The sequence below is a fragment of the uncultured Capnocytophaga sp. genome (assembly GCF_938029845.1).
Classification (GTDB): Bacteria; Bacteroidota; Bacteroidia; order Flavobacteriales; family Flavobacteriaceae; genus Capnocytophaga.
Window position 1 is genome coordinate 1 of sequence record NZ_CALHGG010000009.1, and the last position, 19,825, is coordinate 19,825.

The 19,825-nt window shown below is 42.1% G+C and carries 21 protein-coding genes and 1 pseudogene; 13 read left to right on the forward strand and 9 right to left on the reverse strand.

The genetic code is table 11. The features are described 5' to 3' along the window. The 5 genes from Q0625_RS00420 to Q0625_RS00440 all read left to right on the forward strand — a co-directional run. Positions 1-348, forward strand: a 348-nt coding sequence (locus Q0625_RS00420) for a four helix bundle protein (RefSeq protein WP_298822931.1), incomplete at its 5' end; no start/stop codon positions are given. A 17-nt stretch (positions 349-365) separates the two neighbouring features. After that, positions 366-1,244, forward strand: coding sequence for a GTPase Era (gene era, locus Q0625_RS00425; protein WP_298822932.1), 879 nt, complete (start codon positions 366-368; stop codon positions 1,242-1,244). Between the two features lie 126 nt (positions 1,245-1,370). Beyond that, positions 1,371-1,616 carry a hypothetical protein gene (locus Q0625_RS00430; RefSeq protein ID WP_298822933.1) on the forward strand — a complete coding sequence of 82 codons (246 nt, stop codon included), beginning with the start codon at positions 1,371-1,373 and terminating at the stop codon, positions 1,614-1,616. Between the two features lie 2 nt (positions 1,617-1,618). After that, positions 1,619-2,731, forward strand: coding sequence for a hypothetical protein (locus tag Q0625_RS00435; protein ID WP_298822935.1), 1,113 nt, complete (start codon positions 1,619-1,621; stop codon positions 2,729-2,731). A 48-nt stretch (positions 2,732-2,779) separates the two neighbouring features. Then, positions 2,780-3,289: a hypothetical protein gene (locus Q0625_RS00440; protein ID WP_298822936.1), complete on the forward strand. Its 510-nt coding sequence runs from the start codon at positions 2,780-2,782 to the stop codon at positions 3,287-3,289. A gap of 58 nt (positions 3,290-3,347) precedes the next feature. Here the strand turns inward: Q0625_RS00440 and bioB are convergent, their stop codons facing one another. Then, positions 3,348-4,409, reverse strand: a complete 1,062-nt coding sequence (gene bioB, locus Q0625_RS00445) for a biotin synthase BioB (RefSeq protein WP_298822937.1) — start codon at positions 4,407-4,409, stop codon at positions 3,348-3,350. Positions 4,410-4,617: 208 nt separating this feature from the next. Between bioB and Q0625_RS00450 the strand changes: the two genes are divergently transcribed. The 4 genes from Q0625_RS00450 to Q0625_RS00465 all read left to right on the forward strand — a co-directional run bounded on the left by Q0625_RS00450 (position 4,618) and on the right by Q0625_RS00465 (position 7,089). Then, on the forward strand, positions 4,618-5,529 hold the full coding sequence (locus tag Q0625_RS00450) for a ribonuclease Z (protein WP_298822938.1): 912 nt from the start codon (positions 4,618-4,620) through the stop codon (positions 5,527-5,529). A 93-nt stretch (positions 5,530-5,622) separates the two neighbouring features. Next, on the forward strand, positions 5,623-6,066 hold the full coding sequence (locus Q0625_RS00455; RefSeq protein ID WP_298822939.1) for a hypothetical protein: 444 nt from the start codon (positions 5,623-5,625) through the stop codon (positions 6,064-6,066). A gap of 2 nt (positions 6,067-6,068) precedes the next feature. After that, complete coding sequence (locus tag Q0625_RS00460; RefSeq protein ID WP_298822951.1) at positions 6,069-6,551, forward strand: regulatory protein RecX; 483 nt, start codon at positions 6,069-6,071, stop codon at positions 6,549-6,551. Next, positions 6,541-7,089 (forward strand): TatD family hydrolase, encoded by a 549-nt coding sequence (locus Q0625_RS00465; RefSeq protein ID WP_298822940.1) that lies wholly within the window; start codon positions 6,541-6,543, stop codon positions 7,087-7,089. Before Q0625_RS00460 ends, Q0625_RS00465 begins: the two co-directional genes overlap by 11 nt. 175 nt (positions 7,090-7,264) lie before the next feature. Here the strand turns inward: Q0625_RS00465 and ligA are convergent, their stop codons facing one another. Then, positions 7,265-9,262 (reverse strand): NAD-dependent DNA ligase LigA, encoded by a 1,998-nt coding sequence (gene ligA, locus Q0625_RS00470; RefSeq protein ID WP_298822941.1) that lies wholly within the window; start codon positions 9,260-9,262, stop codon positions 7,265-7,267. Between the two features lie 172 nt (positions 9,263-9,434). Between ligA and Q0625_RS00475 the strand changes: the two genes are divergently transcribed. Beyond that, on the forward strand, positions 9,435-9,653 hold the full coding sequence (locus tag Q0625_RS00475; protein ID WP_298822942.1) for a hypothetical protein: 219 nt from the start codon (positions 9,435-9,437) through the stop codon (positions 9,651-9,653). A 90-nt stretch (positions 9,654-9,743) separates the two neighbouring features. Here the strand turns inward: Q0625_RS00475 and Q0625_RS00480 are convergent, their stop codons facing one another. Further along, positions 9,744-9,908, reverse strand: a complete 165-nt coding sequence (locus Q0625_RS00480) for a hypothetical protein (protein ID WP_298822943.1) — start codon at positions 9,906-9,908, stop codon at positions 9,744-9,746. 27 nt (positions 9,909-9,935) lie between these two features. Here Q0625_RS00480 and Q0625_RS00485 point away from each other — a divergent pair, with 27 nt between their 5' ends. Continuing rightward, entirely contained in the window at positions 9,936-10,256 is a 321-nt protein-coding gene (locus Q0625_RS00485; RefSeq protein WP_144267029.1) for a DUF6660 family protein, read from the forward strand. A 103-nt stretch (positions 10,257-10,359) separates the two neighbouring features. Next, positions 10,360-12,519, forward strand: a complete 2,160-nt coding sequence (locus Q0625_RS00490; protein WP_298822944.1) for a TonB-dependent receptor — start codon at positions 10,360-10,362, stop codon at positions 12,517-12,519. A gap of 59 nt (positions 12,520-12,578) precedes the next feature. On the opposite strand, the gene gdhA is transcribed toward Q0625_RS00490, so the two are convergent. From gdhA to Q0625_RS00505, 3 genes are all read right to left on the reverse strand, one after another. Continuing rightward, complete coding sequence (gene gdhA, locus Q0625_RS00495) at positions 12,579-13,919, reverse strand: NADP-specific glutamate dehydrogenase (protein ID WP_298822945.1); 1,341 nt, start codon at positions 13,917-13,919, stop codon at positions 12,579-12,581. 308 nt (positions 13,920-14,227) lie between these two features. Beyond that, a complete protein-coding gene (locus Q0625_RS00500; RefSeq protein ID WP_298822946.1) occupies positions 14,228-15,118 on the reverse strand; it encodes a phosphatidate cytidylyltransferase in 891 nt (296 codons plus the stop codon). Further along, on the reverse strand, positions 15,115-15,723 hold the full coding sequence (locus Q0625_RS00505) for an LUD domain-containing protein (protein WP_298822947.1): 609 nt from the start codon (positions 15,721-15,723) through the stop codon (positions 15,115-15,117). Before Q0625_RS00505 ends, Q0625_RS00500 begins: the two co-directional genes overlap by 4 nt. A 438-nt stretch (positions 15,724-16,161) precedes the next feature. Between Q0625_RS00505 and Q0625_RS00510 the strand changes: the two genes are divergently transcribed. After that, entirely contained in the window at positions 16,162-17,385 is a 1,224-nt protein-coding gene (locus tag Q0625_RS00510; RefSeq protein WP_298822948.1) for a 3-phosphoshikimate 1-carboxyvinyltransferase, read from the forward strand. A 46-nt stretch (positions 17,386-17,431) separates the two neighbouring features. Here the strand turns inward: Q0625_RS00510 and Q0625_RS00515 are convergent, their stop codons facing one another. The 3 genes and pseudogenes from Q0625_RS00515 to Q0625_RS00525 all read right to left on the reverse strand — a co-directional run. Beyond that, a complete protein-coding gene (locus Q0625_RS00515; protein WP_298822949.1) occupies positions 17,432-18,478 on the reverse strand; it encodes a hypothetical protein in 1,047 nt (348 codons plus the stop codon). 468 nt (positions 18,479-18,946) lie between these two features. Beyond that, on the reverse strand, positions 18,947-19,558 hold the full coding sequence (locus tag Q0625_RS00520; protein WP_298822950.1) for a DUF421 domain-containing protein: 612 nt from the start codon (positions 19,556-19,558) through the stop codon (positions 18,947-18,949). A 66-nt stretch (positions 19,559-19,624) separates the two neighbouring features. Then, positions 19,625-19,825: pseudogene (locus Q0625_RS00525) on the reverse strand (hypothetical protein); the annotation flags it as partial.

Here is a 19,825-nt window from a genome sequence, read left to right on the forward strand (position 1 = left end):
AAAGATTTGATTGTTTGGCAACGAGCCATGGAACTTGTTGTGGAGGTATATCAATTAGTAAAAAAGTTACCTAAAGAAGAACTCTTTGCGCTAAGTGATCAAATAAGACGTGCTGTAATTTCTATTCCAAGCAATATTGCTGAAGGACAAGGTAGAAACTCTCCCAAAGAATTTGTTCATTTTTTATCCATTGCAAAGGGTTCAAAAGCAGAGTTGGAAACTCAGTTATTACTCTGTGTAAGAATTAATTATCTAAAAGAATTAGAAATAGAAAAAGCCATGTCTTTAGTAGAAGAAGTCGGAAAAATGCTCAATTCATTACAAAAGAGACTAACCACTAATAACTAATAACTAACAACTAGAAAATGCACAAATCAGGATTCGTAAATATTATCGGAAACCCGAATGTAGGGAAATCCACTTTGCTGAACGCCCTTGTAGGCGAGCGGCTTTCTATCATCACCTCCAAGGCACAGACCACAAGGCACCGTATTTTTGGGATCGTCAGTGGGGAAGACTTCCAAGTAATCTTCTCCGATACCCCTGGGATTATCAAGCCTGCCTACGAGTTGCAGACGTCCATGATGGACTTTGTCAAAGATGCCTTTGAGGATGCTGATATTCTTATCTATATGGTAGAGATAGGCGAGAAAGACCTCAAAGATGAGGAGTTTTTTAAGAAGATAAACAATGCTAAAGTACCTGTACTCGTCTTGGTCAATAAGATAGACCGCTCCAATGAGGTCACCGTCAAGGAAGCCTTGACCTACTGGCAGGAGAAGGTACCCAAGGGAGAGGTTTATGCGATTTCGGCTTTGGAGAACTTCAACGTGGAACCCCTTTTCCATCGTATTCTGGAGTTATTGCCTGAATCTCCCGCCTTTTACCCCAAAGACCAACTCACCGATAAGCCTGAACGCTTCTTTGTCAATGAGACCATACGCGAGAAAATCCTACTGAACTACAAGAAAGAAGTTCCCTATTCGGTAGAGGTAGAGACGGAGACCTTCAGCGAGTCGGAAGATATTATTCGTATCCGCAGTATCATCATGGTAGAGCGGGATAGCCAAAAGGGGATTATCATCGGTCACCGTGGTGAAGCCCTCAAAAGAGTAGGCGTACAAGCCCGCTATGACTTAGAAAAATTCTTTGGTAAGAAAATCCACTTGGAACTCTATGTAAAAGTGAATAAAAACTGGCGCTCCGACCTTAAACAACTCAGACGATTTGGATACACGAATTAGTAGTTAATGAATAATATTATTATAGAATTAGTTAAAAACTATAAAAACACATCTCTTTTGGGCAAAAGATTGTATCTTTGCACAATAAAAACACTCATCTTATAGTTTTCTATAAATCTATTGACTATGAAAATGCTAAACCTTTACCTTCAAGAATTAGGAAATGTCTTTATGGAGATTATTTCCTCCATTTCTTCTGTCTTTTCGGATACCCCAATTATGAACAATGAAGCTGAATCAAAAATAAGAACAAAGGAAGATAGGCAAAGATTTCAAGAAGCAATCAATGAACTGAAAAAAAGTGAAAATAAAGATCAGTCAAAAACTATATTACTTAGTAATAACCAACAAATGACCATTGTAGTTAGGTAATTATGGAAATAAATCTTGCTCTTAATACAATTATCTATCTTATGATATTTATTGTTCCTGGTCTATTATTTAGGAACTTCTTTTATCGCAAGGAATTTTCAAGAGAATTCTATTTTGGTAATTTGTTTGAGAGATTTATATGGACGCTCCTCTTCAGTATTCTTATGCTTATTACCTGCTATTTTTTGGTGCTTATATCTTTATCTGTTGGTGTGGATTTAGCTCCTGAAATTTCATATGACACTATCAAAGATATCTATAATAACATACATAATGTACAGAATGACATCCCTTTCCCTAATAAAGAAAATTTCTCACAGAAAAGTAAAGATTTTTTCTTGCTGATTTTTATTTTGTATGGGCTTTCTGTATTATTAGGCTTTATATGTAATAAGTTAGCCCTTGTCTTTAATTTTAACTTCTACAACTATTGGCACGCCCTCTTCAAGGGAAAGCTGAACAAAGCTCCCAATAGAGATCTCAGATACTTACATACTGAAATAGATATTCTTACCCATGATAAAGTAATCTATACTGGAAAGATAAAGAACTATTATCTTTCTAAAAACGACACTAATATAGAGACTATTGTCTTAGAAAATACCTATAAAAAAGAACAAGGAAAAAACTTCACAGCTATTCTGGGACATAATTTTTGTATTGATAAAGAAGCTATCTTAAATATGAATTTAAGTTATGTTTATGAAGAAACAAATAGAGGAGAATATAGAAAATCCTTATCAAAATTATTAAAATACATAGGGATTGGTTTATATTTTCTGCTGGTTTTTTTCTTTGTCTATATCATAATGAGTAATCAACTTCCCTTTCTAAGAACATTGGCAGATAAAGTCCTCTTTTTCCTTTCTATTTTTATGATCTCTGTCCCTATTGCGGAAGGATTCCTTACTCTTACATTTCCTAAGAAAGAAAATACTGTTTCCTTTATGTTTTTTGGATTATTAGCTTTTTGGATTTATATAGGAGTCAGTTTTTGGTGGTTTTTCCCTACCTTATTCATATTAGTAACAGTCTATATATTCATCAACAGAATAAGCACAAAGAAACATAGTAATAAAGAAGGAGAACAACAGGAAAAGACTGATGAGTTTTGATCTTCTATAATCCTTTTCATGTTAAAACCCTAAAACCCTAAATAAAAAATGTTATTACAGATTCTCTCTTACTGCTTACCGTCGGTCATAGTCGCCGTGATAGCTTATTTACTATTTCAACAGTACTTCAAGAACGAAGACAGAGCCAGACAATGGCGCCTAAGGAAAGACCTTCATAAGGAAGCGCTCCCCTTACGCTTACAGGCTTATGAGCGTCTGACATTGCTTCTTGATCGTACCAGCCCTCAAAAGCTTGCCCTACGAGTAGCGCCTGCTTCTCAGGACAAAATGGCTTATGAACTATTGCTTATCGAGCATATCAATGCCGAATATGAGCACAACATTACCCAGCAGATTTATGTAAGTAGCGACCTATGGAATGTGATTCTTATCAGCAAGAACACTACCTTACAGATTATCCATCGTATCGCTACTGATGAGACAATCACCGATGCCCAAAAGCTCCGTGAGGCGATCATCACCGAATTCACCAACAAGCCCTCCCCTTCGAACCATGCTACTGCTCACTTAGTCAGTGAAGTAACAAGTTTTATATAAGTAAAAAAGAGAAGAATGAATAATGATTATTCACTCTTCTCTTTTCACTATTAATTATTTATTGTTCACTTTTCACTTTATTCGGTCTAGACCACTTAGGTTTTTCACCGAGGGCAGGTATTTGAGAATCTGCCGCTTCCACTGTAGTGGGTTGTGGGTGTTTCTCGAATGGTTTTTGGGTACGCATACCTAAGACTTCTAGCATGTGCATATCCTCCTTGATATCAGGATTAGGAGTTGTCAGGAGTTTGTCCCCTGCAAAGATAGAGTTAGCCCCTGCAAAGAAGCACAAGGCTTGTCCTTCACGGGACATATTCATACGACCTGCTGAAAGACGTACTTGAGACTGAGGCATCACGATGCGGGCAGTGGCTATCATACGTACCATTTCCCAAATATCCACTGGAGGTAGCTCCTCAAGGGGTGTCCCCTCAATAGGTACTAAGGCATTGATAGGCACCGACTCAGGTTGTGGGTCAAGGGTAGAGAGTGCCACGAGCATCTTAGCCCTATCTTCCAATGCTTCACCCATACCGATAATCCCCCCACTACATACGGTGATACTCGTTTTGCGTACATTTTCTATAGTCTTGAGGCGGTCTTCGTAGCTACGGGTAGTGACGATTTCCTGATAATAATCCTCGGAAGTATCTAAGTTGTGGTTATAGGCATAAAGACCTGCTTCGGAGAGGCGTTTGGCTTGGTTTTCAGTAAGCATTCCAAGGGTACAGCACACCTCCATATCCAACTTGTTAATGGTACGTACCATCTCCAATACTTGTTCGAACTCAGGGCCGTCTTTGACATTGCGCCAAGCTGCCCCCATGCACACACGGGAACTTCCAGAGGCTTTGGCACGCAAGGCTTGTGCCTTCACTTGGGAAATGCTCATCATCGGTTCTATTTCCACCTCGGTTTGATAGCGTGCCGACTGCGAGCAGTAGCAACAATCCTCTGAGCAGCCTCCTGTCTTGACCGAGAGCAAGGTAGATACCTGCACTGTATTGGGGTCGTGGTACTTACGATGCACTGTAGCTGCCTCGTAAAGTAAGTCCATCAAGGGCTTGTTATAGATAGCGATAATCTCCTCTGGTGTCCAGTTATGTCGTATTTCGTTCATGGTCTTTCTAATGAAATATTACAAGGGGCAAAATTACAAAATTTAATTGTTAATTATTAATTGGTAACTGTTAATTTAGTAGTTAGTGATTAGTGGTTAGTAGTCAGTTTTTAGATAAGTACCTAAATACTAAAACCTAAGCACTTTTTTACTTTTTATCTTTTACTTCTTACTTTTATTCGTATCTTTGCAAAGAATTTTAAAACTAATGAAATTAACTACATTAGGCTGTCATAGTGCTTCACCAAGGGATAAGGCACGCACCACTGCCCAGCTCTTGGAGATGCGCGGGCATCTGTTCCTTATTGACTGTGGGGAGGGAACACAAATGGCACTAAGACAATCAGGGGCTAAGTTTGCCCGTATCAAGCATATATTTATCTCCCACCTCCATGGCGATCATTTCTACGGATTGGCGGGGCTAATCTCTACTTTCCAATTACAAGGCAGGGAGGCGGAGTTGCATATCCATGCCCCTAAGGGCGCCAAGGATGCGATGCTCTTGCTACTAAAAGTCAGTGGAGCACACATGGTTTTCCCGCTATACTTTCATGAGCTAGAGAGCAAGGAGAGTGAGGTCATTTTTGAAGATGACAAGCTCTCAGTAACCACCATTCCTCTTGACCACCGTATCTATGCCAATGGCTTTCTGTTCAAGGAGAAAAACAAGGAACGCAAGCTCAATGCAGATGCCGTACAGGAATATGGTATAGACGTTTGCTATTACCAAAATATCAAGAACGGTAGGGACGTTATTCTAGAGACTGGAGAGTGTATCCCCAATGAGGTGCTGAGTTTTCCCCCAGCCCCTGCGCAGAGCTATGCCTTTTGTAGTGATACCGCTTATCTGCCCAAAATAGTTCCGCTGATTGAGGGGGTACAAGTGCTCTATCACGAGAGTACTTTTCTTGAGGACAATCATGCCTTAGCAGAGAAAACCAAACACTCCACTGCCCTTGAAGCCGCAAAAATCGCCCGATCAGCAGGAGTCCAAACCCTTATCCTAGGTCACTACTCTTCCCGCTATAAGGACAAACGAGTTTTCCAAGAAGAAGCCCAAACGATCTTCCCTAATACGCTACTGAGTGAAGACGGGAAGGAGTTTAACTTTAGTGAATAGTGAAGAATGAAAAGTGAAAAATAATTAGGAGCCTCCTATTGGGGCGCTTTTAGAGATACCTGAAAATTAAAAACTTAAAACTAAAAACTGAATATGTTATATCAACTACTTAAAAACACCCACTCACTTACTGCCTATATCGTATTGGTAGTGCTTTGTTTTGCTGTGATCAATGCCTTATTGGGCGTATGGCAAAAACGTCCATATAGCAAGAAAGACTTGCGTATCAACTTATTTGCATTGATATTCACGCATTTACAAGTCACTCTAGGGCTTATCCTCTATTTTGTAACACCTCTTTTCCAAAGCTGGTCAGCTATGGGAGCAGGCGTGATGAAGGATGCTTATCTGAGAAAGATGTTAGTGGAGCACCCCTTTGGTATTGTGGCGGTAACCCTTATTACTATTGGCTGGTCGCTACACAAAAAGCAGAAAACGGATGTAGGTGCTTTCAAGCGTATCCTTATTTTCTACAGTATAGGATTATTGCTTATTTTGGGCGTATTGCCTTGGAAAACGTGGATGGCTGCCTTCTGATGATGAGCGAAACGGTAAAAACTTATACGGTAGAGGAAGCCAAACGACGTATGGAGCGCTATTGTGCCTATCAAGAGCGTTGTCACAAAGAAGTGACTGCCAAGCTCCGACAGATGCGTATGATTCCCGAAGCGATAGATGTTATTGTAGCGTACCTTATTGAGGAGAATTTTCTCAATGAGGAACGCTTTGCTCGTAGCTATGCAAGGGGTAAGTTCCGTTTTAAGAAATGGGGACGCGTACGTATCACCCGTGAGCTGAAGTTTCGCGATATCTCCCGCTACAACATAGCTTGTGCCATGGAAGAAATCGAAGACGATTACCAAGAGGTTTTTGATACTTTGGCAGAGAAAAAGGCAGACACTATCACCGAGAAGAATATTCAAAAAGCACGTCGCAAATTGGCTGACTACCTACTCTACAAAGGATGGGAGTCCTCTATGGTATATGCCAAGGCGGTAGAACTCTTTCCCTATGACGATTAATCCACTTTTCCCCTATCCTAACATACACACCCACAAGGCAAAAAATAGTCAGGAGGTACAGAATTGTTTCCCCGAAGACTCCTATGAGCAGGGCGTATTCTCGGTAGGTATTCACCCTTGTTATATCATTGAGGACGGTCAGGCGCAATGGGAAAAGGTTGCCAAGCGTGCCTCCCACCCGCTATGTGTAGCCATAGGCGAATGTGGATTGGACAAGCGCGCCTCCACTCCCCTCCCCCTGCAAATAGCCCTTTTTGAGCAGCATATCGCCCTTGCCGAAGAGCTACATAAGCCCCTGATTATCCATTGCGTAAAGAGCTATGGGGAGCTTATCGGTCTGCGTAAGAAGAGTGGTGCCACAGGTCTGTGGATTCTCCATGGCTTTCATAAGAGTGAAGCCCTCGCGCATGAACTCTTGCGTGTGGGTATCAAGCTCTCTTTCAATATCACCTTACTGCACGACCCTCGCCTGAAACACTTAACTGAAACACTCCCTAGAGAGGATTTTTTCTTTGAGACAGACGAAAACAATGACTAGTGGTTAGTAGTTAGTGATTAGTGATTAGTGATGGGGCTATTTCACTGTACATTTTGCTAAAGTTCAGGACTTTGGCAAAGCTGATTGCGTTGATAATCAATAATCTTTTGTTACATTGTAAGGGCGATTTGCAAATCGCCCTTACAAGATAAACCTTTTTCAGAGAGCCTCGTCCTTAAAGGAGGATCATTTTTTCAAAATCGTCTTCTGAGAGGATAGGGATACCCAATTGGGTTGCTTTTTCCAATTTGCTAGGCCCCATATTGTCGCCTGCTACCACATAGCTGGTCTTGGAGGATATGGAAGAGCCTACTTTGCCTCCGTGGTTTTCTATTAAGGCCTTGAGTTCGTCACGGGAATGGCGTGCGAAAACACCAGAGACAACAAGGGTTTTCCCTTTGAGGGTATCAGAAAGGGTTGTTTGTACGGTTTCACTGAGGGCAAATTGCAGCCCATAGCCCTCCAAACGCTGGAGAATCTCCTTATTCCTATCATCGGCAAAGAACTCTATAACACTCTGGGCGATGCGGTCGCCTATTTCATCTATTTGAATCAATTGCTCATAGGTAGCTGTGCGGAAGGCCTCTAAGGTCTTATAGGTACGGGCAAACTTCTTAGCTACCGTCTCCCCTACCATACGAATTCCCAAAGCAAAAAGTACCCGCTCGAAAGGCACCTGCTTGGACTTCTCTATCCCTGTGATGATATTCTGAGCACTGCGTGTACCCATGCGCTCGAGGTTCTGTATTTGCTCGGCTTTCAGCTCGTAGAGATCGGCATAGTTGTGTATGAGTCCTGCACGGAACATGAGCTCGACCGTTTCAGAACCTAAGCCCTCTATATCCATAGCCTTTCGGGAGATATAGTGCTGGATACGCCCTGTAATCTGGGGCGGACAGCCATAGGCATTGGGGCAGTAATGTTGTGCTTCCCCCTCATTGCGTACCAACTCCGTACCACATTCAGGACAATGAGTGATAAAGGCCACAGGAGCCGCCTGCTCGGGACGCGCTTCCAACTTCACCCCTGTAATCTTAGGGATAATCTCTCCACCCTTTTCAACAAATACTTGGTCACCAAGGCGAAGATCGAGTTTGGCTATCTGATCAGCATTGTGCAAGGAAGCACGCTTTACAATAGTACCCGCCAAGAGTACTGGAGAAAGGTTCGCCACAGGAGTAATCGCCCCTGTACGCCCTACCTGATAGGAGATACTCTCTAAGGTAGTGGTCACCTCCTCCGCCTTAAACTTATAAGCAATCGCCCAGCGGGGAGATTTGGAGGTATAGCCCAATTCCTGTTGGGCATGGAAGTCATTGACCTTGATAACCACCCCATCGGTTTCGTAAGGAAGGTCATGTCGGCGCTGATCCCAATAGTTGATAAAGTCCATCACTTCTTCAGTGGAGTGGCATAGCTTGGATTGAGCAGGCACCTTGAAGCCCCAGTCTCGGGCTTTTTGTAGGCTGTCAAACTGGTTATCTACCGGTAGATTGTCCCCCACCAGATAGTAAAGTAGGCAGTCAAGGGGACGCTTGGCGACCTCGGCGGTATCTTGTAGTTTCAAGCTTCCACTAGCGGTGTTGCGAGGGTTCATATAAGGATCTTCCCCCTCGGCTATACGCTGCTCATTCATCTTCTTAAAGCCCTCCTTAAGGATGATAATCTCCCCACGGATATGGAAATGGTCAGGATAATCCCCCTTGAGAGTTAGCGGCACACTGCGAATGGTACGTACATTCGCCGTAATCTCATCGCCCTGCACCCCATCGCCACGAGTGGTCGCCTGCACTAATTGACCATGATCATACGTTAGGTCTATGGAAGCCCCGTCGTACTTAAGTTCACATACGAAAGACACCTTGTCCGTACCTAAGCCCTTAAGGACACGTTTTTCCCATTCCTCTATCTCCTCCTTAGAGTAAGAATTGTCCAAGGAGTACATGCGGAATTCGTGGGTTACAGTCGGAAAGTTTTTGGTGATTTCGCCCCCTACCCTCACTGTTGGGGAATTAGGGTCTTTGTACTGAGGGTATTGTGCCTCCAATTCCTGTAATTCTTTCAGCTTTTTGTCAAACTCAAAGTCGGAAATAGAGGGGGTATCAAGCACATAATAATTGTAGTTGTGCTCGTTAAGCTCCTTGCGGAGTGCTTCAATCTTCTGTAGAACCATAGCTTTTATTAATGAATAGTGAAAAGCGAAAAGTGAATAGTTACTGGTCACTGACCTCTGACTACTGACTACTGCCACTGATAAAGCGCAAAAATACGAAAAATATCTTGTTTTCCTAGAGATAAATACGTAAATTTGTAGCTAAAGAATCATCCATAAAATCCTTTGTACTATGGGACATTCATTATCCAATACAACTCAAAAGAAACAGATTATAACACAAGCTGTTATCTTTGGCGTAGGACTATTTGCTTTGTTCTTTTTAGTCCTTATGTTTGTCAATGGCTACTCAGTTATGGGAGCCCTCTTTATCTCTGGAGTAACAGCCGTATTGGCGGCTATCACTTGGGGAATCGTGATTAATGAAAAACGAAAAGTGAAAAGAAATTAGATAATAATACAAATCAATAGTTGAAAAATACCCGTATACTCTAATTCGTTAAGGCGCAATGAATTGCGCCTCTACGAGTGACTATGCTCATTAGGAGTTTTCTTGGTCAGCGTTAGGGTAGAGACGCAATTTATTGCGTCTTAGAAAGTTCCCTCTGCTGGCGCCTACTATTAAGTAGAGCCTTTGGCTCTCTATGGGAGCTACAAGCTCCATAATTATAGGTACGAGCTGCAAGCTCGCACCAGCAAGGGTCATTAGTAACTCAAAATAAAAACTCAGAACTTGAAAAGTATTGCATTCATATTAGGTCTTTATCTTGTGGCATTGTTGGTATTGCCATGTAGTGATATGCCTATATATGAGGGTAATGATACGGCTGAGATGAGTGCATCTCACTCTCATTCTTCTGGTGATATAGACCTATGCAACCCCCTATGTATCTGCAATTGCTGCCAAATGGTACTTTCTCTTCCTGTCTCTGAAGAGACGCCCTTGGAAACACTTTCTCCTATTATAGAAACCAAACACTTGATTTCCTACCCCTATATTATTATAGATTCCTCCTACTTGGGAAATATCTGGGTTCCTCCTAAAATAGCTTAATTCTTCAACATAAGGGTGAATTGCCATTCCCCCCTACTTTACTTTGACTGGTGCGTTTTTGTAATTTGTGCCAACATTATCTATTTATTACATATAAAATTCCATGAAAAATATCATTATACTGCTCTTTGTTCTCTTTGGCGGTAGTATCCTCTATGGGCAGGAGCAAAAAATAAGCGGACATATTACCTCCGCAACGGATAAAACACCTCTTTTGGGCGTTTCCATACGCATCAAAGATACTCCAAGAGGCACTACTACCAATGAACAAGGAGATTTCTCTATCAAAGCAGCCTCTGGAGAGGTACTGGTATTCTCCTTTATTGGATTTAGAAGCCTTGAATACACTATTACCCAGACTAATATTCCCCTTATCCTTGAATTAGAGGAAGAAGAGACCGAGCTGGAGGGGCTGACTATCACCTCCACACGTAGTAGCCGTACCATAGAGAAAGTGCCTACTCGTATTGAGCTTATTACAGCTGAAGAGCTAGATGAAAAAGCCAACATGCGCCCCAGTGATTTGCGGATGCTACTGAGTGAAAGCACTGGTATACAAGTACAGACAACCTCTCCAATCAGTGCCAATGCAGGTATTCGTATCCAAGGATTGGATGGGCGCTATACCCAGATACTCAAGGACGGATTCCCTGCTTACTCTGGAGCTGCCAGTGGCTTGGGTTTGCTGCAAACGCCCCCCTTGGACCTCAAGCAGGTGGAAGTCATCAAGGGTACCAGCTCCACCCTCTATGGAGGAGGTGCCATAGCAGGATTGGTCAATCTGATCTCTAAGACCCCTACCCCAGCGAGAGAGCTACTTTTTCATATAGACGGCACATCGGCTAAGGGATTAAACTTGAATGCATTCTATGGACAAAAATTCAATCATGTAGGTACCACTCTTTTTGCTTCTCATAGCAGAAACCAAGCCTATGCACCAAGTGACACTCCCTTTTCTGCCATTCCTCGCTTTGAACGCTGGGTAGTGAATCCCAAGCTATTCCTCTATTTTGACGAAGACACCTCGCTGAACATAGGGATAAATGCCATGGTGGAGCAGCGGTTAGGAGGACATATAGAGTACTTAAGGGGCAATACCGACCCTGCCTATCACTATTTTGAGGAAAACAATACTCATCGCTATGGTGGCCAGCTAACATTTGACCACCATATAAGTGAGGATTCCCGATTCCAGCTAAAGAGTAGTATTAACTACTTCCAAAGAGAAATTGTCCTGCCTGATTATCGTTTTTCAGGAACACAGCTAAGCAGCTTTACAGAAGGGTTCTATGGTTTGGAAAGAGAAAAAACAGACTGGATTATAGGAGTAACCCTTTTAGATCATCGTTTTAAGGAACAGCCTCTTACTACCTTCCCTTTGAGAGATGAGCAGGAGATGATTGTAGGAGGATTTGCCCAAAATACTTGGAAAACCGCCCCATGGTTGGAGATAGAAAGTGGTTTGCGCACCGATTTTGTCAAAGACTATGGATGGGTAGTACTTCCTAGGCTAGCCAGCCTCTTTCACCTATCAGAGAAACTCACTTCCCGCATATCAGGCGGATTGGGGTATAAAACACCTACCTTATTCACAGAGGAAAGCGAACGATTTCATTATCAAAACATCTTGCCTGTGAGTAGCCAAAAGAATCGGTTGGAGAAGAGTTATGGCGCCAACTTTGATATTAATTACCAGACCCTTTTAGGAGAGGAATGGACTCTGAGTATCAATCAACTCTTTTTCTATACCTACTTAGACCATCCGCTATTGCTGGAAAACCTATCACCTAAGAAGTATCACCTAACCAATATAGAAGGGCATATCCTCACCAAAGGATTGGAAACCAATGTAAAAATAGGTTACAAGGACTTCAAACTTTTCTTGGGTTACACCCTAACCAACACTCAATTACATGAGGGAGATGTCTTTACGGACAATCTGCTTACTGCTAAGCACCGTACCAACTCTATTTTGTTTTACGAAGTGGAAGATAAGTGGAAAATCGGGTTAGAAGCCTATTATTTCAGTTCACAGCTGCTGAGTGATGGAGAGCGTGGGCATCCTTACTGGATGACAGGTTTTATAGTAGAGAAATTATGGAAACATTGTTCTGTTTATATCAATTTTGAAAACTTCTTGGATGTACGTCAGACCCGTTTCGGAAGTATCTATACAGGTAGTGAGCGTGCTCCCGTATTCAAAGATATCTATGCTCCCTTGGACGGTTTTGTGTTCAACGGAGGTATTAAGCTCAAGCTATAAGAAAAAGGCTGTCTCATAAAGCGAGACAGCCCTTTTTTGAAGACAACTATATTCAATTATTAAATCACTCCTTGGTCAAGCATAGCATGGGCTACTTTCATGAAACCAGCGATGTTGGCTCCTTTTACATAGTTGATGTAGTTTCCTTCTTGTCCGTATTTGAGACAAGCGTTGTGGATAGACTCCATAATCTGGTGTAGCTTAGCATCTACCTCTTCGGAAGTCCAAGAAAGGTGAGCTGCATTCTGAGTCATTTCCAAACCTGAAGTAGCTACCCCACCTGCATTGACCGCCTTACCTGGAGCGAAAGGCAATTTAGCATCTTGGAACGCCTTGATAGCCTCAGGAGTACAACCCATGTTGGATACTTCCGCTACGAGTTTTACGCCATTGGCGATAAGGGTTTTAGCATCGTCTCCATCCAACTCATTTTGGAAAGCACAAGGCAAGGCGATATCACAAGGGATTACCCATGCTTTTTTGCCTGCAGTGAATTTGCTTTCTTTAGCGAATTTCTCAGCGAAAGGTGCTACGATATTACGGTTAGAAGCGCGGAGTTCAAGTAGGTAGTCAATCATTTCTTGAGTCATACCACCAGGTACTTCCACACATCCATCAGGTCCAGAGAGACCAATTACTTTAGCACCCAATTGGGTCGCTTTTTCAGAAGCACCCCAAGCCACGTTACCGAAACCAGAAACTACTACACGTTGTCCCTTAATATCGCGACCGAGCTTTTTAAGCATATGATCTACAAAATAAAGAGCTCCATAACCCGTTGCTTCTGGACGGATAAGGGAGCCACCCCAGTTGATACCCTTACCTGTGAGTACCCCTGTATTGTATTCATGAGCCAATTTTTTGTACATACCGTACATATAACCGATTTCACGGCCACCTACCCCTACGTCACCTGCTGGTACGTCGGTATCAGGGCCTATGTATTTCCACAATTCGAGCATGAAAGCTTGGCAGAAACGCATAATTTCGGCATCGGACTTACCTGTTGGGTCAAAGTCAGATCCTCCTTTGGCACCGCCCATAGGGAGGGTTGTAAGTGCGTTCTTGAAGGTTTGTTCAAAACCTAAGAATTTTAGCATAGAAGGATTTACCGCTTTGTGGAAACGGATACCTCCTTTGTAAGGCCCGATAGCGGCATTGAACTGCACACGATAACCGAGGTTAGATTGTACCTCTCCCTTGTCATCTACCCAATCCACACGGAATGTATGGATACGATCAGGCTCTACAATACGCTCAATGATTTTTGCCTTAGCAAATTCAGGATGTTGGTTATAGACCTCCTGTACGGATTCCAACACTTCGTGTACTGCTTGTAAGTACTCTTTTTCTCCTGGGTGTTTTGCCTCCAAAGAGGCCATAATTTTTTGTACGTCCATTATTATTTAATTTAGGTAAATGATAAAGGGTAAAAAGTAAAAGCCTCACTCATTACAGAGTGTAATGATTATTATATTTGTTGTTACTTTTTACCTATTACCTGTTACTTTTTACTTTCAATTTTCGCCCTACAAAGGTAAGGAATATTATAGGAATAAACAAACAAAAAGCCAACTATTTTCTGTCTCCTTTATTCCTTATAGATTCAGCCCTATTTCATCATTGTAATGCCCCGTGAAATACTCAATAACAAAAACTCACTTGCAGCGCTCCATATAGCTTTCATGAGGTGACCTACCCCATAGGTTTAGAAATAGGAAAGCACCAAGAGCGTGATGAAAGCAAAAGGAGAGGCAAAAATAAGACTATCAAGCCTATCGAGTAGTCCCCCATGCCCTGGGAGTATGGTACCACTATCCTTTTTGCCTGCTACACGCTTGAACTTGGATTCCACCAAGTCCCCCAAGGTACCGGTTACCACCAATACGGTAGCGATCACTAGCCACTTCCATAGCTCTTTGTTACTATATAGGGAGAGCCATGCTGCAATAAGCAAGGCACCCACAAGCCCGCCTATGAAACCCTCCACTGTCTTCTTGGGAGAGACCGAAGGGAAGAGCTTGGTACGACCTAAGAAACGACCTGAGACATAGGCAAAGCTATCGCTCGCCCAGATAATAGCTAAAAGGGCAATCATGGTATGTTGTGCCTCGGAGAATGCCTCAGAGAAGCGCCACTGGGAAAGTTCCCAAAAGGCAAAGGAGTTGGACAACGCCTGTTCGTTCTTATAAATCTCCCATTTGTAAAGTAAGGAGATGAACAAGCAGCCTCCCCCTACATAGAGTAGGTTTAAGAGGAATTTCTGCCAAGTCTCGTACTTGACTGTTTCCTTTTTGTAAAGGTAAAACACCAAATAGATATCGGTAGAGACCACCGCTAAGAGCAGCAAATAGACAAAGAGGTTCCCTCCAAATTCGCTAATGGGAATCAGATAGTTAAAGCACCACCAAATACCTAAGAATATCAGGTAGATGGCACTTCCTGTAAGGCGTACCAATCGCTTGAATTCGAACAGACATACCAGTCCGAAAACAAGGAAGAGGAAGCCGAAGGCCTCTGCGTTGGAGAGCATAATAGCTGTAAGGAGCAGGAATACGTATATAATACCTGTGATACAGCGCTTTAGTAATTCATTCATTCGTTAGTATTTAAGTCCTCCAGAAGGAGCAAGTAAGTAGTTCGGTAACAATTCTCACAGAAGATAGAGTCTTTTTCCTCAGGAGGACAGAAAGCTCTAAGACTACGTATATTGTTGGGGCGTTCCTTATGCGTTTGTCGGTTAAGTCCGCCCATAGCATCCATAAGAGAACCCACAATTTGGCTGATTTTAGCCACTACAATCAGGGTAGAAGGTAGTTCATCCAATCGTTTTTGTCCCAGCTGTCGGGAAGAGAACATAACTGACCCCTCTTCGGCTACAAGGTACTCGCAATCGGTTAGGAAGTGAGTCGCCAGCTGGTCATTGGTCACAAAACAATCGGGAAACTCCGCCGAGAGTTGCTCCTCCAATTGTTCGTTATGCGTAAAGACAAAAGTATCTTCTCCCGCTTCAGATACAACCGTTTGGAATACCTTAGGGAGATCTTCTTTTTTCTCTACATATACAAAGATACCTCCCTTATCTTTGAAGTTTTTTACAAAAGCCTCGTCTATGGGGAGCTCTCTTTCAGGTTCACTTATATTTGGATTAGGGCTTGATGCCGCTGAAAATGTTCCTTTGAAAAGTTTTGCAAGCCAATTCATTACTAACTATCAATTATCAATCGTTAATTGTCAATGTTGCCAATAATGACCTTTCAGACAAGAAGAACTCCCATGGATTCCCAGTACTTTCTACACTTGTATAATCATTATACTATCCGTAGTTATTGGTTGATACCCACCATATAACCATTGACCATTAACCATTCATCATTGTTTCAAGGTGTAAAGATAAGAATTTTTGCTGAATATACGAAATATTTTTCCGATTTTTATTTGTTATTAGGAGTTAGAGCAGGTAGAGATATAAAAATTTAGAAAACGAAAATCTTTAATTTCTTAACGCTTTGATTTCTTCATTTCTAAACATTTCTACTATTTTCTATCTACGTTAAAAAAGTTAATTTATAGCCAAAGAAATAGCTGTTGGTCGTCCATTTTTAGATAGTTTTCGTAATTTTGCGCTTTCTAAAATACAATATGGATATTCGTCTAAAAAAAAAACGCATAAAAAACGACAACAATCTTACCTTAAACATAGGAGGCTCTAAGAGTGAAACCAACCGACTTCTACTACTACAGTCTCTTTATCCTAATTTACAGATAGAAAATGCTTCTCCCTCCAAGGATTCGGAGGCTATGTATAGAGGCTTACACAGTGGAGAAAGTACTATAGACATAGGGGATGCGGGCACCGCTATGCGATTTCTGACTGCTTACTATGCGGCTTGCCAAAACAAAAATGTGATACTGACAGGTTCTGCTCGTATGCAGGAACGCCCTATTGGCATCTTGGTAGAAGCCCTACGCCAATTGGGAGCCGCTATCTACTACTCCAAAGGAGAGGGTTTCCCGCCCTTACATATTCAAGGAAAGCAATTGGAAGGAGGTACCCTTTCTATCAAAGCCAATGTAAGTAGCCAATATATCTCCGCCTTGCTCCTTGTGGCTCCGTCCTTTGCCAATGGACTAAGTCTACATCTGGATGGGGAGATAACCTCATTTCCTTACCTGAGAATGACCCTTTCACTGCTCAATGAACTAGGCATAGCGGGAACTTTTGAGGATAATACCTTCACTATAGAGCACACACCAGCGGTAGCCCCACAGATGATAGTGGTAGAGCCAGACTGGAGTTCGGCCTCATACTTTTATAGCATGGTAGCACTAAGCCCTGTGGGTACTTCGCTCTATATGAATCATTATAAAGAAAGAAGCTTACAAGGCGACCGTATCGTAGCGGATATTTATCAGGCCTTTGGCGTACGAACAATTTTCTGGGGGGATAAGATACAACTTATTAAGGAACGCGACCTGCTTTCTCCCATCTTCTCCTATAACCTTATGGACTGCCCCGATATAGCTCAGACGATTGCAGTTACTTGCTTTGGCCTAGGGATAGAGTGTTTCCTTAGCGGGTTGCATACACTTAATATCAAGGAAACCAACCGATTGGAAGCTCTCAAGAACGAACTTACCAAGCTAAACGCTGAGGTACATATCTCCAAAGAAGAAATATGGGTAGGTAGTGCTCGTAAGATTACTCGCAATATCTCCATAGATACTTATAACGACCATCGTATGGCGATGGCCTTTGCCCCTTTGGCTCTGAAGGTACCCATTATCATCAATGATGTGGAGGTAGTGGAGAAATCTTTCCCTGATTTTTGGGAGCAGTTTGAGAGTATAACGGAAAACGAATAAATGAGCCAATGAGCCGATTTGACAATTTGAAAAATGAGTCAATTAGCTAATTAGCTAATTGACTCATTTTTACATAGAGTAACTTATTTGCGTTCTCTTGAAGACCTATGGGATAGATAGCCGCATAGAGTGCATTGTCCTGTCCTAAGAAAATAGGGGTTTGCTGGTGCATAGCACATCGCCACCATGCCAAGGAGGCCTTGACCATGGTTTTTAGGCGCAGTGGAGCTGTACCCTCAATGTGATAGAGGGCTATATCGGTTTCCTCATTGATAGGGTCGGTATGGAGGGTAATGATATGTTTCCTATCGGTTGAGAGCAACGGAAAACCGTCCATATATAGTTCATCTCCCGTTTGCTTATCGGTGAGTATATAGGGCACCACTTGGGCACCTGCTACCCTGATGATATATTGCTCAATGTCCTTATGCTCTCCAATATAGGTATATACAGCCTCATCAAATCCATCCTGACTGATGTCCTCATATTTTACCTTTTTCTTCTGACAAGGGAGAGTTAGGACTTTTCCTGTTTTCTTAATATCCTCCTCTTTATCAAAAGCCTTTGGACTATGCTGGAGTGCTTGCTGGTATTGCGCTTCAGTGATAAGAGAGATGGAGAAGAACTCCGATATATTGTCCAAGTCCTTAGGGGTACGGGTAGAACCTTTGTATTCAAAAAGTGCGCTCACCTGTCCCAATTCCTCTTCAGAGAAAGCCTGATCCTGATAACCTACTTCGCTTTTGAGGACATAGCCCTCATGTGCTCCTTTTTTTACCTTGTAATAAGCACCTTCTTCTCCTACTATCTCCAACTTACTACCCAAGGGAAAGGCTTCTGTTTGGGGGTGATTTTCTTCTTGAGGAGCTGTATCATCGGGGGTCTGCTTACCTAACACATATACAACCGAACCTACGGGAAAGTCGGGTCGGGCAGGAGGGGTCTGCTCTGTTTTTTCTTGCTTAGCAGCCGTCTGTTCAGTGGTTGTTTGGCTTGGCGCTGTATCTGTAAGTTCAGAGGTTGTTTCCTTCTTCTCTTGGGAGGGCTGACAAGCGACCACTCCTATCAGTAGTAATAAAAGAGATTTCTTCATAGTTTTAATTCTTTTTGAGTGAATAATAAACAATGAGCTTAGGATTGATTCATTTGGACAAATCTCCACGGGCTGACCTATTGCACGCTTTTTTATAGGTTTTATGCGGGTTTGCAGTGGTTGTTGCACACTTATTGCACACTTATTGCACGCTTTGCACGCTTTTATCTAAGTTGATAATAAATATTTATACTTGTCCCCGCTTGCTCTAAAAGACCCTATTTTTCTACTAATTCTATCAGATCATTTATAGAAGTTCGTTTAGATATAGTATTTAGGGTCTGATATTGACTACTTGTGATCTTTCCATTTTCTCTCACATATAAAAGTGCTTTTAATACGAATCAATAGTTAAAACACTATTCACTAACTATATAATACGCAATAAATTGCGTATCTACACATGAGTGGGCTAAGACAATTACCCAAAAGCATAGTCTTCCGTAGCGGCGCAATTTATTAAGGACGTTAGTTAATTTTGATTTGTCCGCTATGGTATTCCGCCAAGAACACTTCGGAAGCACTATTATATCCCTGCTTTTGAAGCTCTTCAAGCAACCATTCTTCGGTTTTATCTACATCTTCGAGTACATTTTTCTGGATAATCCCGTCGGTGATGATGGGATATTTGGGATTTTCCTCGCCTGCCATTACAATGATGAGTTCACCATTCTGTTCGAGTACTGCTCTTTTGACATCTCTGATATAATAGACTCCCTCTTTACGGAGTTTGAAAGCAAGGTCATGGGCAGTGATTTTGGCTTTTTTGCAAGCGGCAATATCTATCTGGCCACGATTGATAACAATCACAGGTGCTCCATCTATAATCCCCCTAAAAGCAAGACTCTTAGTTTTGAGTTTGCGCAACCCAATAATAAGGAAAGCCCAGATAGCCAATACAACAACGAACTGGAAGATTGTAACTGAAGGGCTATAAATCACCCCTCCTATAATCCCCCCAAGTACATAGTTCTGTACCTGATCCATCGCAGAAGTAGGTGCCAAATTGCCTTTGCCCGATTTGTTGATAATCAACGCAAGTGCCAACAATCCTAGAAGTAACTTTAGAAATACATCCAAATAGAAAAACTCTTCGGATTCAATATTAAGGAATTGTATACATAAACAATTAAATTAGTCTATTCATTAAAATAAAAGATTGACACCTACATCAACCGTATTGTAATCTTTTCTCACAGGAACAATTGGCGCTGTATCATAGATAAGTCTGTAGGCGCCACGTATACCTATGGTGGAGGTAATGTTGTATATAAGGTCAATAGCTCCTCCTAAGCGTGCTTCTTTGAAGATACTATCGGGTCTGGCTTGGTGAATGGCAGTAGTAAC

What these genes read in the sequence shown, in the direction of transcription:
- era (WP_298822932.1), top strand. Translation starts at nt 366, where the DNA reads ATGCACAAATCAGGATTCGTAAATATTATCGGAAACCCGAATGTAGGG.
- Q0625_RS00430 (WP_298822933.1), top strand. Translation starts at nt 1,371, where the DNA reads ATGAAAATGCTAAACCTTTACCTTCAAGAATTAGGAAATGTCTTTATG.
- Q0625_RS00435 (WP_298822935.1), top strand. Translation starts at nt 1,619, where the DNA reads ATGGAAATAAATCTTGCTCTTAATACAATTATCTATCTTATGATATTT.
- Q0625_RS00440 (WP_298822936.1), top strand. Translation starts at nt 2,780, where the DNA reads ATGTTATTACAGATTCTCTCTTACTGCTTACCGTCGGTCATAGTCGCC.
- bioB (WP_298822937.1), bottom strand. Translation starts at nt 4,409, where the DNA reads ATGAACGAAATACGACATAACTGGACACCAGAGGAGATTATCGCTATC.
- Q0625_RS00450 (WP_298822938.1), top strand. Translation starts at nt 4,618, where the DNA reads ATGAAATTAACTACATTAGGCTGTCATAGTGCTTCACCAAGGGATAAG.
- Q0625_RS00455 (WP_298822939.1), top strand. Translation starts at nt 5,623, where the DNA reads ATGTTATATCAACTACTTAAAAACACCCACTCACTTACTGCCTATATC.
- Q0625_RS00460 (WP_298822951.1), top strand. Translation starts at nt 6,069, where the DNA reads ATGAGCGAAACGGTAAAAACTTATACGGTAGAGGAAGCCAAACGACGT.
- Q0625_RS00465 (WP_298822940.1), top strand. Translation starts at nt 6,541, where the DNA reads ATGACGATTAATCCACTTTTCCCCTATCCTAACATACACACCCACAAG.
- ligA (WP_298822941.1), bottom strand. Translation starts at nt 9,262, where the DNA reads ATGGTTCTACAGAAGATTGAAGCACTCCGCAAGGAGCTTAACGAGCAC.
- Q0625_RS00475 (WP_298822942.1), top strand. Translation starts at nt 9,435, where the DNA reads ATGGGACATTCATTATCCAATACAACTCAAAAGAAACAGATTATAACA.
- Q0625_RS00480 (WP_298822943.1), bottom strand. Translation starts at nt 9,908, where the DNA reads ATGACCCTTGCTGGTGCGAGCTTGCAGCTCGTACCTATAATTATGGAG.
- Q0625_RS00490 (WP_298822944.1), top strand. Translation starts at nt 10,360, where the DNA reads ATGAAAAATATCATTATACTGCTCTTTGTTCTCTTTGGCGGTAGTATC.
- gdhA (WP_298822945.1), bottom strand. Translation starts at nt 13,919, where the DNA reads ATGGACGTACAAAAAATTATGGCCTCTTTGGAGGCAAAACACCCAGGA.
- Q0625_RS00500 (WP_298822946.1), bottom strand. Translation starts at nt 15,118, where the DNA reads ATGAATGAATTACTAAAGCGCTGTATCACAGGTATTATATACGTATTC.
- Q0625_RS00505 (WP_298822947.1), bottom strand. Translation starts at nt 15,723, where the DNA reads ATGAATTGGCTTGCAAAACTTTTCAAAGGAACATTTTCAGCGGCATCA.
- Q0625_RS00510 (WP_298822948.1), top strand. Translation starts at nt 16,162, where the DNA reads ATGGATATTCGTCTAAAAAAAAAACGCATAAAAAACGACAACAATCTT.
- Q0625_RS00515 (WP_298822949.1), bottom strand. Translation starts at nt 18,478, where the DNA reads ATGAAGAAATCTCTTTTATTACTACTGATAGGAGTGGTCGCTTGTCAG.